The organism is Streptomyces sp. Tek67B01 (assembly GCF_055231995.1).
The window spans coordinates 5,452,412-5,466,200 of sequence record NZ_JBUYUY010000001.1; the positions used below are offsets into that span (position 1 = coordinate 5,452,412).

At 70.6% G+C, this 13,789-nt stretch carries 15 protein-coding genes; 9 read left to right on the top strand and 6 right to left on the bottom strand.

Going from position 1 to position 13,789, the window contains the following annotated elements:
* Nucleotides 1-249: 249 nt before the first annotated feature.
* The 3 genes from ACV7NM_RS24505 (at nucleotide 250) to moaA (ending at nucleotide 3,407) form a co-directional block, all read left to right on the top strand.
* Nucleotides 250-618 (top strand): DUF485 domain-containing protein, encoded by a 369-nt coding sequence (locus ACV7NM_RS24505; protein ID WP_463412293.1) that lies wholly within the window; start codon nucleotides 250-252, stop codon nucleotides 616-618.
* Nucleotides 615-2,240, top strand: a complete 1,626-nt coding sequence (locus ACV7NM_RS24510) for a solute symporter family protein (protein ID WP_463412294.1) — start codon at nucleotides 615-617, stop codon at nucleotides 2,238-2,240. Before ACV7NM_RS24505 ends, ACV7NM_RS24510 begins: the two co-directional genes overlap by 4 nt.
* Before the next feature lie 177 nt (nucleotides 2,241-2,417).
* Complete coding sequence (gene moaA / locus ACV7NM_RS24515; RefSeq protein ID WP_463412295.1) at nucleotides 2,418-3,407, top strand: GTP 3',8-cyclase MoaA; 990 nt, start codon at nucleotides 2,418-2,420, stop codon at nucleotides 3,405-3,407.
* Nucleotides 3,408-3,500: 93 nt separating this feature from the next.
* Here moaA and ACV7NM_RS24520 read toward each other — a convergent pair whose 3' ends face one another.
* Complete coding sequence (locus ACV7NM_RS24520) at nucleotides 3,501-3,758, bottom strand: hypothetical protein (protein ID WP_361137997.1); 258 nt, start codon at nucleotides 3,756-3,758, stop codon at nucleotides 3,501-3,503.
* 138 nt (nucleotides 3,759-3,896) lie between these two features.
* Entirely contained in the window at nucleotides 3,897-4,229 is a 333-nt protein-coding gene (locus ACV7NM_RS24525) for a DUF3099 domain-containing protein (protein WP_463412296.1), read from the bottom strand.
* A 178-nt stretch (nucleotides 4,230-4,407) separates the two neighbouring features.
* On the opposite strand from ACV7NM_RS24525, the gene ACV7NM_RS24530 reads away from it, so the two are divergent.
* Nucleotides 4,408-4,689, top strand: coding sequence for a GlsB/YeaQ/YmgE family stress response membrane protein (locus ACV7NM_RS24530; protein ID WP_463412297.1), 282 nt, complete (start codon nucleotides 4,408-4,410; stop codon nucleotides 4,687-4,689).
* A gap of 72 nt (nucleotides 4,690-4,761) precedes the next feature.
* Here ACV7NM_RS24530 and tyrS read toward each other — a convergent pair whose 3' ends face one another.
* From tyrS to ACV7NM_RS24545, 3 genes are all read right to left on the bottom strand, one after another.
* Nucleotides 4,762-6,027, bottom strand: coding sequence for a tyrosine--tRNA ligase (tyrS, locus tag ACV7NM_RS24535; RefSeq protein ID WP_463412298.1), 1,266 nt, complete (start codon nucleotides 6,025-6,027; stop codon nucleotides 4,762-4,764).
* Nucleotides 6,028-6,154: 127 nt separating this feature from the next.
* On the bottom strand, nucleotides 6,155-7,555 hold the full coding sequence (locus ACV7NM_RS24540) for a metallopeptidase TldD-related protein (RefSeq protein ID WP_463412299.1): 1,401 nt from the start codon (nucleotides 7,553-7,555) through the stop codon (nucleotides 6,155-6,157).
* Nucleotides 7,555-9,078 carry a TldD/PmbA family protein gene (locus ACV7NM_RS24545; RefSeq protein WP_463412300.1) on the bottom strand — a complete coding sequence of 508 codons (1,524 nt, stop codon included), beginning with the start codon at nucleotides 9,076-9,078 and terminating at the stop codon, nucleotides 7,555-7,557. The genes ACV7NM_RS24540 and ACV7NM_RS24545 overlap by 1 nt, the downstream gene beginning before the upstream one ends.
* A 185-nt stretch (nucleotides 9,079-9,263) precedes the next feature.
* On the opposite strand from ACV7NM_RS24545, the gene fabG reads away from it, so the two are divergent.
* The 3 genes from fabG to ACV7NM_RS24560 all read left to right on the top strand — a co-directional run bounded on the left by fabG (nucleotide 9,264) and on the right by ACV7NM_RS24560 (nucleotide 11,465).
* On the top strand, nucleotides 9,264-9,983 hold the full coding sequence (gene fabG / locus ACV7NM_RS24550; RefSeq protein ID WP_463412301.1) for a 3-oxoacyl-[acyl-carrier-protein] reductase: 720 nt from the start codon (nucleotides 9,264-9,266) through the stop codon (nucleotides 9,981-9,983).
* A 5-nt stretch (nucleotides 9,984-9,988) separates the two neighbouring features.
* A complete protein-coding gene (gene fabI / locus ACV7NM_RS24555) occupies nucleotides 9,989-10,759 on the top strand; it encodes an enoyl-ACP reductase FabI (RefSeq protein ID WP_463412302.1) in 771 nt (256 codons plus the stop codon).
* A 415-nt stretch (nucleotides 10,760-11,174) separates the two neighbouring features.
* Complete coding sequence (locus tag ACV7NM_RS24560) at nucleotides 11,175-11,465, top strand: hypothetical protein (protein WP_463414054.1); 291 nt, start codon at nucleotides 11,175-11,177, stop codon at nucleotides 11,463-11,465.
* On the opposite strand, the gene ACV7NM_RS24565 is transcribed toward ACV7NM_RS24560, so the two are convergent.
* Nucleotides 11,450-12,145 carry a FadR/GntR family transcriptional regulator gene (locus ACV7NM_RS24565; RefSeq protein ID WP_463412303.1) on the bottom strand — a complete coding sequence of 232 codons (696 nt, stop codon included), beginning with the start codon at nucleotides 12,143-12,145 and terminating at the stop codon, nucleotides 11,450-11,452. The two genes, ACV7NM_RS24560 and ACV7NM_RS24565, sit on opposite strands and share 16 nt — an antisense overlap.
* An 87-nt stretch (nucleotides 12,146-12,232) precedes the next feature.
* Between ACV7NM_RS24565 and ACV7NM_RS24570 the strand changes: the two genes are divergently transcribed.
* Both ACV7NM_RS24570 and ACV7NM_RS24575 read left to right on the top strand, forming a co-directional pair.
* Nucleotides 12,233-13,519, top strand: a complete 1,287-nt coding sequence (locus ACV7NM_RS24570; RefSeq protein ID WP_463412304.1) for a CynX/NimT family MFS transporter — start codon at nucleotides 12,233-12,235, stop codon at nucleotides 13,517-13,519.
* Nucleotides 13,520-13,524: 5 nt separating this feature from the next.
* A complete protein-coding gene (locus ACV7NM_RS24575) occupies nucleotides 13,525-13,644 on the top strand; it encodes an SGM_5486 family transporter-associated protein (protein ID WP_276615666.1) in 120 nt (39 codons plus the stop codon).
* Nucleotides 13,645-13,789: the final 145 nt, after the last annotated feature.

Genomic DNA, 13,789 nt, shown 5'->3' on the forward strand with positions numbered 1-13,789 from the left:
TGCGCGATCGCGCGGGACGACGGGTTCATGACAGGCGAACCTAGTGGCGACCTTCACCGTTGCGCCATCAGTTCGAGGAATCGGGTGAAACAAGCGAGGCCGGAAACGGGGCGCGGAAACGGAACGCGTTGAACCGTCCCGTCGCGCGAGCCGTGCCGTTGTCAGGGGGACCGGCGTTACCGCCCCCCACACGGAGGTTGTTGTGTCCGTACCCGCCCCCTCGCACCCGCGTCACAAGGAGAGCCCCCGGTGACAACCCAAGCAGCGGCGCAGCCGCCCGGCGGCGTGGAACCACGTCCGGCGGCCCCCACGGCCGAAGCGTTCGAACGCGTCCAGCAGAGCCCTGAGTTCGCCGAACTGCGCCGCTCCCAGCGTTCCTTCGCCTTCCCGCTCACCGTCGCGTTCATCGCCTGGTACCTGCTGTACGTCCTGCTCTCGAACTACGCGGGCGGCTTCATGGGAACCAAGCTCTTCGGCAACATCAACGTCGCCCTCGTCCTCGGCCTCGCCCAGTTCGCGACGACCTTCCTCATCGCCTGGCTCTACTCGCGCCACGCCGCCACCGCCCTCGACCCCAAGGCCGCGGCCATCAAGGCCCGCATGGAGGCCGGGGAATGAGCACACCACTGCACCTGACGGTCGCCGCCGGCGCCACCGAGCACCGCCCGCTGATCATGACCCTCTTCGGGCTGTTCGTCGTCGCCACCCTGATCATCACCATCTGGGCCGGCCGGCAGACGAAGGACGCCGCCGACTTCTACGCCGGTGGCCGCCAGTTCACCGGTTTCCAAAACGGCCTGGCCATCTCCGGCGACTACATGTCCGCCGCGTCCTTCCTCGGCATCGCCGGGGCCATCGCGCTCTTCGGCTACGACGGCTTCCTCTACTCCATCGGCTTTCTCGTCGCCTGGCTGGTGGCCCTGCTGCTCGTCGCCGAGCCGCTGCGCAACTCCGGCCGCTACACGATGGGTGACGTCCTCGCCTACCGGATGCGCCAGCGCCCCGTCCGGACCGCCGCCGGCACCTCCACCATCGTCGTCTCGATCTTCTACCTGCTCGCCCAGATGGCGGGCGCGGGCGTGCTGGTCTCGCTGCTCCTGGGCATCACCAGCGACGGCGGCAAGGTGGCGGTCGTCGCCCTCGTCGGCGTCCTGATGATCCTCTACGTGACCATCGGCGGGATGAAGGGCACCACCTGGGTGCAGATGGTCAAGGCCGTCCTGCTCATCGCCGGCGCCCTGCTGGTCACCTTCCTGGTCCTGTTGAAGTTCCACTTCAACATCTCCGACCTGTTGGGCAAGGCCGCCGAGAACAGCGGCCAAGGCGCGAAGTTCCTGGAGCCCGGCCTCAAGTACGGCAAGGACGGGATCACGAAGCTCGACTTCATCTCCCTGGGCATCGCCCTCGTCCTGGGCACCGCCGGGCTGCCCCACATCCTGATCCGCTTCTACACGGTGCCCACCGCCAAAGCCGCCCGTAAGTCCGTGAACTGGGCCATCGGCATCATCGGCGCCTTCTACCTGATGACGATCGCCCTCGGCTTCGGCGCCGCCGCGCTGCTTAAGCGCACCGACATCCTCGCCTCCAACAAGGCGGGCAACACCGCGGCCCCCCTGCTCGCCCAGGCGGTCGGCGGCGGTCCGGACTCCACCGGCGGCGCCGTCCTGCTCGCCGTCGTCTCCGCGGTCGCCTTCGCCACCATCCTCGCCGTCGTCGCGGGCCTGACCCTGGCCTCCTCCTCGTCCTTCGCCCACGACATCTACGTGAACGTCATCCGAAAGGGCAAGGCCACCGAGAAGGAGGAGGTCCGCGCGGCCCGCTGGTCCACCGTCGTGATCGGCGCCGTCGCCATCGGACTCGGCGCCCTCGCCCGCGACCTCAACGTCGCCGGCCTGGTCGCGCTCGCCTTCGCCGTCGCGGCGTCGGCCAACCTGCCGACGATCCTCTACAGCCTGTTCTGGAAGCGGTTCACCACCCAGGGCGCGCTGTGGTCCATCTACGGCGGCCTGGTCTCCTCGGTCGTCCTGGTGCTCTTCTCCCCGGTGGTCTCCGGCAAGCCCACCTCGATGTTCAAGGACGCGGACTTCTACTGGTTCCCGCTGGAGAACCCCGGCATCGTCTCCATCCCGCTCGGCTTCCTCCTCGGCTGGCTGGGAACCCTGCTGTCGAAGGAGAAGGCCGACCCCCTGAAGTTCGCGGAACTGGAGGTCCGCTCCCTGACGGGAACAGGCGCCCACTGAAATACTCCAGACACCCCTCGTGGCCGTGTCGTACTTCCCTACGACACGGCCACGCCAGGTCTCGTTCGTTCGGGCGCCACAACAAGTCACGGGCGTCGCGTAGGCTCGAAAGAAGCGCACGCATGTCTCACCCGAGCTGCGCGACCTCTATGAACCGGACAGGGGAGGGGGCCCACAGTGCTTCTCGACACGTACGGCCGCGTAGCCACTGACCTGCGCGTCTCGCTCACCGACCGGTGCAATCTGCGCTGCACCTACTGCATGCCCGAGGAGGGCCTGCAGTGGTTGCAGAAGACGGACCTGCTCAGCGACGACGAGATAGTCCGGCTGATCCGCATCGCGGTCACCCGGCTCGGCATCACCGAGGTCCGCTTCACCGGCGGCGAACCGTTGCTGCGCCCCGGCCTCGTCGGCATCGTGGAGCGGTGCGCGGCCCTGGAGCCGCGACCCAAGATGTCGCTGACCACCAACGGGATCGGCCTCAAGCGCACCGCACAGGCGCTCAAGGCCGCCGGCCTGGACCGGGTGAACGTTTCCCTGGACACCCTGCGTCCCGAGGTGTTCAAGACCCTCACCCGCCGCGACCGCCACCACGACGTCATCGACGGCATGGCCGCCGCCCACGAGGTCGGCCTCACCCCGGTGAAGATCAACGCCGTGCTGATGCCCGGCCTCAACGACGACGAGGCCCCCGACCTGCTCGCCTGGGCCGTGGAGAACGAGTACGAGCTCCGCTTCATCGAGCAGATGCCGCTCGACGCTCAGCACGGCTGGAAGCGCGACGGCATGATCACCGCCGGTGACATCCTGGCCTCGCTGCGCACCCGCTTCAACCTCACCGAGGAAGGCGCCGAGGAGCGCGGCTCCGCCCCCGCCGAACGCTGGCTCGTCGACGGCGGCCCGGCCACGGTCGGGGTCATCGCCTCCGTCACCCGTCCGTTCTGCGGGGCCTGCGACCGCACCCGCCTCACGGCCGACGGCCAGGTCCGTACGTGCCTCTTCGCCACCGAGGAGTCGGACCTGCGGGGCGCGCTGCGCTCGGGCGCCCCGGACGAGGAGATCGCCCGCCTGTGGAAGGTGGCGATGTGGGGCAAGAAGGCCGGCTCCGGCCTCGACGACCCGAGCTTCCTCCAGCCCGACCGCCCGATGTCGGCGATCGGCGGCTAGCGGCCACCCGGCACGTCACGAGGCCCCGTCCGGCGACCGGACGGGGCCTCGTGACGTTCCCGGGCGAAGCTCCGGCGCACCTGCGGCGAACCTCTAGCGCTCGCGCTCCGATCCCTCGGGCTGGACCCACTCCTCCAGCTTCACGACGTCCTTCAGGAACCCGCGGACGTCGAGGAACCGGGAGAGGTGCTCGCGGTGCTCCTCGCACGCCAGCCACGTCTTGCGGCGCTCCGGCGTGTGCAGCTTCGGGTTGTTCCACGCCAGGACCCAGACCGCCGCGGCGCGGCAGCCCTTGGCGGAGCAGGTGGGGTCGGTGCCGGGGGCGCTGGTGTCCGTATCAGGGGAGTTCACAGCCTCAACCCTACAAACGGAAGGGCGACGCCGAGCAGCCACGGGGGGAGCTGCCCGGCGTCGGTCCGTCGCTCCGACGGGGGATGCGGAGCGCGTAGGCAGTATGTCACGCAGGACCCGGCGCGGTGCACCGGAACTTCATGATTGATCTGAGGTTTTCTTGAGGTTTCCCGCCTCCAGTGCCGGGTGCACAGGAGGCGGCAGGAAGTGCGAGGGCAGCGAGGGCGCCGACTCGCGTCCCGCGTTGGCGATGACCACCGCGACGTAGGGCAGCAGAGCGCCCGCAACCAGCGTCACGATCGCCACGGGACGCTCCACGTTCCACAGGAACACGGTCGCGAGGACCGACAGGGTCCTGATCGTCATGGAGATCACGTACCGGCGTTGCCTGCCCCGCACGTCCTCACTGAGGCCCATCCGCGCTCCGGTGATCCGGAAGACCTCGGCCCCGTTCCGCTTCGACCGTTCCACGTTCCACCACCCGATCCACCCGCCGGGCACTCCCGGCCCGGACACTTCCACCGTACGCCGCCGCCACCGCGGCGAGGAGAGGGGGTGCCCCCCGATTGGCGCTGTCGGGCATGCGGCGCCCGCGGCCCGGGCCGAGACTGGCCGCACCTGCGCACACCGCGCCACGAGGAGGCTCGACATGCATTGGTTGTGGGCGATCATCGTCGGTTTGGTACTGGGACTGATTGCCAGGGCCATCCTGCCGGGCAAGCAGCACCAGCCGATCTGGCTGACCGTGATCTTCGGCATCATCGGAGGCGTCCTGGGCAACGCCGTGGCCACGTGGATCGGTGTGCACGACACCAAGGGCATCGACTGGATCCGGCACCTGCTGCAGCTCGCCGGGGCGGTCGTCATCGTCGGACTCGGCGACATGATCTACATGGCCCTGCGGGGCGACCGACGACGTCAGATGACCTGACGCCTCCAGGCGTACGACGAAGGGGCCGGCCGGACTCACGTCCGTACCGGCCCCTTCCCGCACACCGCGCGGTCAGCCCGTGACCTCGACCGCCGCCAGGTTCTTCTTGCCGCGGCGCAGCACGAGCCAGCGACCGTGCAGCAGGTCCTGCGGGGCCGGCACCGCGTCCTCGGCGGTCACCTTCACGTTGTTCACGTAGGCGCCGCCCTCCTTCACGGTCCGGCGGCCCGCGGACTTGCTCGCGACCAGGCCCGTCTCGGCGAACAGGTCCACCACCGGGGGGAGCTCCGCGACCCGGACGTGCGGCAGCTCCGACAGGGCGGCGGCCAGCGTCGCCGGGTCCAGGTCCGCCAGCTCGCCCTGGCCGAACAGCGCCTTAGAGGCGGCGATCACGGCGGCGCACTGCTCGGCGCCGTGCACCAGCGTCGTCAGCTCCTGCGCCAGCGCCCGCTGCGCGGCGCGCGCCTGCGGTCGCTCGGCGGTCTGCTTCTCCAGCTCCTCCAGCTCCTCGCGGGACTTGAAGGAGAGGATGCGCATGTAGCCGGAGATATCCCGGTCGTCCACGTTCAGCCAGAACTGGTAGAACGCGTACGGGGTGGTCATCTCCGGGTCGAGCCAGACGGCCCCGCCCTCGGTCTTGCCGAACTTCGTACCGTCCGCCTTGACCATCAGCGGCGTGGCCAGCGCGTGCGCCTGGGCCTGCGGCTCCAGCTTGTGGATCAGGTCGAGACCGGCCACCAGGTTGCCCCACTGGTCCGAGCCGCCCTGCTGGAGCGTGCAGCCGTAGCGCCGGTACAACTCCAGGAAGTCCATGCCCTGGAGCAGCTGGTAGCTGAACTCGGTGTAGCTGATGCCCTCCTGGGACTCCAGCCGGCGGGCCACCGAGTCCTTCGTCAGCATCTTGTTGACGCGGAAGTGCTTGCCGATGTCCCGCAGGAACTCGATGGCGGACAGCCCCGCGGTCCAGTCCAGGTTGTTCACCATGACCGCCGCGTTCTCGCCCTCGAAGGAGAGGAACGGCTCGATCTGCGTACGCAGGCGCGTCACCCAGTTCGCGACCGTCTCCGGGTCGTTCAGGGTGCGCTCGGCGGTCGGACGCGGGTCGCCGATCTGGCCGGTGGCCCCGCCGACCAGCGCCAGCGGCCGGTGGCCGGCCTGCTGGAGCCGGCGGACCGTGAGCACCTGCACCAGGTGGCCCACGTGCAGCGAGGCCGCCGTCGGGTCGAATCCGCAATAGAACGTGACGGGACCGTCCGCGAACGCCTTGCGCAGCGCTTCTTCGTCGGTGGACTGGGCGAACAGCCCGCGCCACTTCAGTTCGTCGACGATGTCCGTCACGGTCGTGACTCTCCTTGAACGAGATAACGAGATAACGCGATAACCAGAAAGCGGGATGAAAGAGGTGCCGAGGGGTTTCCCCGCCAGTCTAGGCGGGCGGAGCGGACCCCTCGGACGCCCTCGCCGCTCAGACGCCCTTGCTGACCGAGCTCATGTTGAAGTCCGGGATGCGCAGGGGCGGCATCGCGGTGCGGGTGAACCAGTCGCTCCACTCGCGCGGCAGGGTCTTCTCGGTCCGGCCGGCCTCCGTGGCCCGCGAGAGCAGGTCCACGGGGGACTCGTTGAACCGGAAGTTGTTGACCTCGCCGATGACCTCGCCGTTCTCCACCAGGTACACCCCGTCCCGGGTCAGGCCGGTGAGCAGCAGCGTCGCCGGGTCCACCTCGCGGATGTACCAGAGGCAGGTCAGCAGCAGACCGCGCCCCTCGTGGCCGGTGCCCGCCACCATCTCCTCCAGGGACTTCTCGCCGCCCCCGTCCAGGATCAGGTTCCCGAAGCCGGGGGAGAGCGGGAGCCCGGTCAGGCCCGCGCTGTGCCGGGTCGTCGTCAGACGGGCGAGCTCACCGTCGCTGACCCAATCCGTCGCCGGGACCGGCAGGCCGTTGTCGAACACCGAGGCGTCGTCTCCGGAGCTGTGCGCGATCACGAACGGCGCGGACTCCAGGCCCGGCGCGTTCGGGTCACTGCGCAGCGTCAGCGGCAGCGCGGACAGCCTGTCGCCGATGCGGGTGCCGCCGCCGGGCTTGGAGAAGACCGTCCTGCCCTCCACCGCGTCCCGGGCGGAGGCCGACCACATCTGGTAGATCAGCAGGTCCGCCACGGCCGTCGGCGGCAGCAGGGTCTCGTACCGCCCGGCCGGCAGGTCGAAGCGGCGCTCCGCCCAGCCCAGGCGCACGGCGAGCTCGGCGTCCAGCGCGGTCGGGTCCACGTCCTTGAAGTCCCGCGTGGCCCGGCCGGCCCAGGCCGAGCGTTGACGGTCCGGGGACTTCGCGTTCAGCTCCAACGTGCCGTTCGGCTGGTCGTGGCGCAGCCGCAGCCCGGTCGAGGTGCCCACGTAGGTGGAGACCAGCTCGTGGTTGGCGAAACCGTACAGCTCCCGGCCGCCCGCGCGGGCCCGGGCGAAGGCCTCGCCGAGGGCGGGGGCGAAGTCCGTGAACACCGCCGAGGAGGTCTCGGCCGGTGCATCGGTGAAGTCGGGCGAGGCCGGGGTGCCGGCGATCAGGGGCTGGGCGTCCTCCGCCGGTGCCGCGTTCCGCGCGGCCGCCTCGGCGGCCCGCACCAGCGGCTCCAGGTCGTCCGCGGTGACGGCCGAGCGCGACACGACCCCCGAGGCCGTGCCCTCCTTGCCGTCGACCGTGGCGATGACCGTGAGGTTCCGGCCGCGGGTGACGCCGTTGGTGGTGAGCGCGTTGCCCGCCCAGCGCAGGTTGGCCGTCGACTGCTCGTCCGCGATGACAACGCATCCGTCGGCGGTGGAGAGTTCCAGGGCCCGCTCGACGATCTCGTGGGGCTTGGTACGAACCGACATCAGCGTCCGGCCTCCTGGGTCGTGTTCAGGATGTTCACGTCACGGAACAGCGCGGACGGGCAGCCGTGGGAGACGGCCGCGACCTGTCCCGGCTGCGCCTTGCCGCAGTTGAAGGCGCCGCCCAGCACGTACGTCTGGGGGCCGCCGACCTTCTCCATCGAGCCCCAGAACTCGGTCGTGGTGGCCTGGTACGCCACGTCGCGCAGCTGTCCCGCCAGCCGGCCGTTCTCGATGCGGAAGAACCGCTGCCCGGTGAACTGGAAGTTGTAGCGCTGCATGTCGATCGACCAGGAGCGGTCGCCGACCACGTAGATGCCGCGCTCCACCCCGCCGATCAGGTCCTCGGTGGACAGACCGCCCGGGTCGGGCCGCAGCGATACGTTGGCCATCCGCTGCACCGGCACGTGGCCCGGCGAATCGGCGAAAGCGCAGCCGTTGGAGCGTCCGAGCCCGGTGAGCTTCGCGATCCGGCGGTCCAGCTGGTAGCCGACCAGCGTCCCGTCCTTGACCAGGTCCCAGCTCTGCGCCCGCACGCCCTCGTCGTCGTAGCCGACGGTGGCCAGGCCGTGCTCCGCCGTCCGGTCACCGGTCACGTTCATGATCGACGAGCCGTACTTCAGCTCACCCAGCCGGTCGAAGGTGGCGAAGGAGGTACCGGCGTACGCCGCCTCGTACCCCAGCGCCCGGTCCAGCTCGGTGGCGTGCCCGATGGACTCGTGGATGGTCAGCCACAGGTTGGACGGGTCCACGACGAGGTCGTAGCGGCCGGCCTCCACGCTCGGCGCCCGCATCTTCTCGGCGAGCAGCCCCGGGATCTGCTCCAGCTCGGAGTCCCAGTCCCAGCCGGTGCCCGTCAGGTACTCCCAGCCGCGCCCGGCCGGCGGGGCGATGGTGCGCATCGAGTCGAACTCGCCGGTGGAGGCGTCGACGGCAACCGCGGTGAGCTGCGGGTGGACGCGTACCCGCTGCTGGGTGGTGGAGGTGCCGGAGGTGTCGGCGTAGAACTTGTTCTCGTGGACGGCGAGCAGCGAGGCGTCGACGTGCGTCACGCCGTCGGCGGCAAGCAGCCGCGTGCTCCACTCGGCCAGCAGTGCCGCCTTCTCCGCGTCCGGCACGTCGAAGGGGTTCACGTCGTAGGCGGAGATCCAGGTCCGGTCGGCGTGCACCGGCTCCGCGGCCAGCTCCACCCTCTCGTCGGAGCCCGCCGCCCTCAACACCTGCGCCGACAGCTTGGCCATCGCCACGGCCTGCGAGGCCACCTTGGCGGCGCCGTCCATGGTCAGGTCCACGCCGGACGCGAAGCCCCAGCTGCCACCGTGCACCACGCGCACCGCGTAGCCGAGGTCGGTGGTGTCGGAAGTCCCGGAGGGCTTGGCGTCCCGCAACCGCCAGGAGGCGCTGCGAATCCGCTCCAACCGGAAGTCGGCGTGGTCGGAGCCCAGCGCGCGCGCCCGCGCGAGCGCCGCGTCGGCCAGCGCCCGCAAGGGCAGCGCGGTAAAGGCCGCGTCGATGGAATGGGGCACGGAATTCCTCCCGGGGTCGGAGCCGGTCGCCCCGATCATGTCGCGCCCGGGGCCGTTGTGCACACTTCTTTCTGTAGAGACTCCACAGAGGCTGCGGCAAGGCCCTGTCGGGCCCCGATTCTGCTTATGCAGGCCCGGACCGATAGGTTTTTGCCCATCACACAGCTAAGCGAAAGGGTGATCCGTTGAGCCGCTCGGTTCTCGTCACCGGAGGAAACCGGGGCATCGGCCTCGCCATCGCCCGAGTCTTCGTGGAAGCGGGCGACAAGGTCGCGATCACGTACCGGTCCGGCGAGCCGCCGCAGGAGCTCACCTCCCTGGGTGTCCTCGCGGTCCGCTGTGACATCACCGACTCGGAGCAGGTGGAGCAGGCCTACAAGGAGATCGAGGACAAGCACGGCGCGGTCGAGGTGCTGGTGGCCAACGCCGGCATCACCAAGGACACGCTGCTCATGCGGATGTCCGAGGAGGACTTCGCGTCGGTCGTCGACACGAACCTCACCGGCACCTTCCGGGTCGTCAAGCGGGCCAACCGCGGGATGCTGCGCGCCAAGAAGGGCCGCGTCGTCATGATCTCCTCGGTCGTCGGCCTGCTCGGCGCGGCCGGCCAGGCCAACTACGCCGCCTCGAAGGCCGCCCTGGTGGGCTTCGCCCGCTCGCTCGCCCGTGAGCTCGGCTCCCGCAACATCACCTTCAACGTCGTCGCCCCCGGTTTCGTGGACACCGACATGACGAAGGTGCTCACCGACGAGCAGCGCGCGGTCATCATGCAGCAGGTGCCCCTCGGCCGCTACGCGCAGCCCGAGGAGATCGCGTCGGTCGTGAGCTTCCTGGCGTCGGACAACGCCGCGTACATCACCGGAGCCGTCATTCCCGTAGACGGCGGATTGGGCATGGGTCACTGATCACCATGAGTGGAATTCTCGAGGGCAAGCGCATCCTCATCACGGGGGTGCTGATGGAGTCGTCCATCGCCTTCCACGCCGCGAAGCTGGCCCAGGAGCAGGGCGCCGAGGTCATCCTGACCGCCTTCCCGCGGCCGACGCTGACGGAACGCATCGCCCGCAAGCTGCCGAAGCCCGCGAAGGTGATCGAGCTCGACGTCACCAACGAGGAGCACCTGGCCCGCCTGGAGCAGCTCGTCCGCGACGAGCTCGGCGGCCTGGACGGCGTCGTCCACTCCATCGGCTTCGCGCCGCAGGACGCCCTGGGCGGCAACTTCCTGAACACCCCGTTCGAGTCGGTCGCCACCGCCATGCACGTCTCGGCGTTCTCGCTGAAGTCGCTCACCATGGCCTGCAAGCCGCTGTTCCCGCACGAGGGCGCGGCCGTCGTCGGGCTGACCTTCGACGCGCAGTTCGCCTGGCCGCAGTACGACTGGATGGGCCCGGCCAAGGCCGCGCTGGAGGCGACCAGCCGTTACCTGGCCCGCGACCTGGGCAAGGAGAACATCCGCTGCAACCTGGTCTCGGCCGGTCCGATCGGCTCGATGGCCGCGAAGTCCATCCCGGGCTTCTCCGACCTGGCGGAAGTGTGGAACTCGCGCTCCATGCTGGAGTGGGACATGAACGACCCGGAGCCGACGGGCCGGGCCATCGTGGCCCTGCTGTCCGACTGGTTCCCGAAGACCACGGGCGAGATCGTCCACGTGGACGGCGGTCTGCACGCCATGGGCGCCTGACCCTTCGAGTCGAGCCCGTTACGTCCGTACGGCGGTGGCCGCGCTTCCCTCCCGGGAGGCGCGGCCACCGCCGTTTCGGCCCCTGTGGGCGCGGGTTTCGCGGGGGGTGAGCGACGTCCGTGATCGGACGTTCGTCGTCTGACCGGATCTTCCCGAGTCGAAAACCGGGACTTGTGCCTGCAAACTGACCGGGCCGGGATCTTCCCGGGTCCTTCGGGGAGGAGGTGCGGGCGTGGGCGCGAGGCAGAGCCGAGCGGTCTCACTGCTGGTCACCTCGGTGGCGCTGGTCGCCCTGCTGGTTCCCGGGGCCGTCGCGCGGCCCGCGGGCGGTGGGAGCGCGCCGGGGGGCCCGGCCGGAGGCCCGAGCACCGGGGGCCCGACCACCGGAGGTCCGGCGAGCGGGGACCCGGCCGTCGTGGACCCGGCCGAGATCCCCGCCGAGCCGCCCGTGCCGTCCGAGCCGGCCGCCCGGGAGCTGTTCGGCGCGGACTGCGACACCGTGATCGACGCTTCGCAGGTGACGGCGTACTGCCACAACAGCTTCCCGCGGACCGACCTGGTACGGCTGCACATCGAGTGCGACCGGTGGTGGGACATCGACGGGGACGGCGCGGCCGTCGCCGTGGGGCCGGCCGGCCGGGTCGAGCTGAGCGGCCGGTGCTGGAAGGAGGTCCGCTCGGCCTGGGTGAGTCACGAACGCGGTTGATCCGACGGGTCCCGCTCGCGACGGCAGGCGAACGGGTAGCCCGCGGCCTCCGAGGCGGCCGTGTCCGCGTCCCCGCGCCGGATCGCCTCGATCAGCCGGGCGTGGTCCAGGTGCGTCTGCGGACTCAGTTCCGGGCCGACGTCCGTCCGCAGCCAGTCCGCCACCAGGTCGCCCAGGTCCGCGTACAGGCCGACCAGTACCTCGTTGTGCGAGGCCGCGACCACCGCCATGTGGAGGCTGACGTCCGCCGCGACGAACAGCTCCGCGTCACCGCTCCGCCAGGCCTCCTCGCGCCGGACCAGCAGCGCGTCCAGTTGGGCGAGGTCCCGCTCGGTGCGACGCTCCGCCGCCAGCCGGGCCGCCGAGGACTCCAGCGTCGAGCGCAGCTCCGCGATGTGCCGGGGGTCGGCCGCGGCGAAGCGCCGGTGCATCACGCCGGCCAGCTCGCTGGTCGCGAGCACGTACGTGCCCGAACCCTGCCGGATGTCGAGGAGACCGTTGTGGGCCAGGGCCCGGACGGCCTCCCGGACCGTGTTTCGGGCGACGCCCAGCAGCTCGACCAGCTCGGGTTCGGTGGGAATGCGCGCGCCCACGGGCCACTCACCGGAGGTGATCTGGTTCCTGAGCTGGGCGATCACCTGGTCGACGAGCGCGGATCGCCGGGGCGAGGTCAGCGGCATGCGGTCGGGGTCCTCTCGAGAGGTGGGACGCGAGGAACGTGCGCCGGGGGTGGACAACCAATCATCCCATGATTCTATGATGGAGCAATGTCCGAGGATGAAGTCCAGACCGTGAACCGGCCCCAGATCACCCCCACGGCTCCGCCGCGGCCCCGCACCGCCTCCACCACCCCGGAGCCGGCGTGGCTCGGTCCCCTGCTCATCGTCGCCGTCGTGCTCGCCGCGCTCAACCTGCGGCCCGCCATCACCAGCCTCGGCTCCCTCTTCGAGGAGACCCGTACCGGCCTCGACATGAGCGGCACCGTCGCCGGACTGATCACCTCGGTCCCCGCCCTCTGTTTCGCGGTCTTCGGCGTCACCGCGCCCCGCCTCTCCCGCCGCTTCGGACCGGCCGCCGTGGTCTGCGCCGGCATGGCCGCCGTCGCCGCGGGCCTGCTGATCCGCCCCTTCGCCGACAACGCCGCCGGGTTCCTCGCCGCCAGCGCCCTGTCCCTGGCCGGCATAGCCCTGACCAACGTGCTGCTCCCGGTGATCATCAAGCGCTGGTTCCCGGACCGCGTCGGCACCATGACCGGCCTCTACTCCATGGCCCTGGCCGCCGGCACATCCCTCGCCGCCGCCGCGACCGTCCCGCTCACCTCCGCCCTCGGCGGTAGCTGGCGCACCGGCCTGCTGGTCTGGGCCGTCCTCGCCCTGGCCGCCGTCCTGCCCTGGCTGCCCATCGCCGCGGCGGCCCGCCGAGCCCGGGACGCCGCCCCCGCCGCCGGGGCCCCCGACACCGGCCCGCGCGTCGCGCGCAGCCGCACCGCCTGGGCTCTGGCCTGCTACTTCGGCCTCCAGGCCACTGGCGCCTACGTCACCATGGGCTGGCTCGCCCAGATCTTCCGCGACGCCGGTGTCTCCGCCTCCACGGCCGGTGTACTGCTCGCCGTCACCATGTTCATGGGCGTCCCGCTCGCCTTCGTGATCCCGCGCCTCGCCGGCCGGATGCGCCACCAGGGCCCCATCGCCGTCGTCCTCGGCCTCTTCGGTTTCCTCGGTTACGCCGGCCTCTGGCTCGCCCCGGCCGGCGGCGCCTGGGCCTGGGCGCTCCTGCTCGGCGTCTCCAACTGCGCCTTTCCGCTGGTCATCACCATGATCGGACTGCGGGCCAAGTCGCCCGCCGGGGTCGTCAAGCTCTCCGCCTTCGCCCAGAGCACCGGTTACCTGATCTCCATACCCGGCCCGCTGCTCATCGGTGCGCTCTACCAGCACAGCGGGGGCTGGGACCTGCCCCTGGCCCTGATGGCCGGGCTGCTGGTCCCGCAGATCGTGCTCGGCGTGCTCGCCGGGCGGGACCGCACGATCGAGGACGAATGCGGCGTGGGAGACTGAGCGGCATGTCGCCCGTACTCGAACCGAACCCCCAGAACGGCCACCGGAAGCTCGGCCTCGTGCTCGGCGCGATGCTCGTCGTGACCGTCGTCATCGCCGTCATCGCCACGATCGCCTCCCCCTGACCCCCGTCTCCCGCCGGGTACGGGGTAGGGACAACCCCCGTACCCCTAGGGGGTCAGGCTCAGGGTGATCTGGGGTGTGCCCCGGATGGGAGCCGCCGCGCCGGATCAATAGATTCGACATCGCGAGCCAGTCCCACCAGCACAC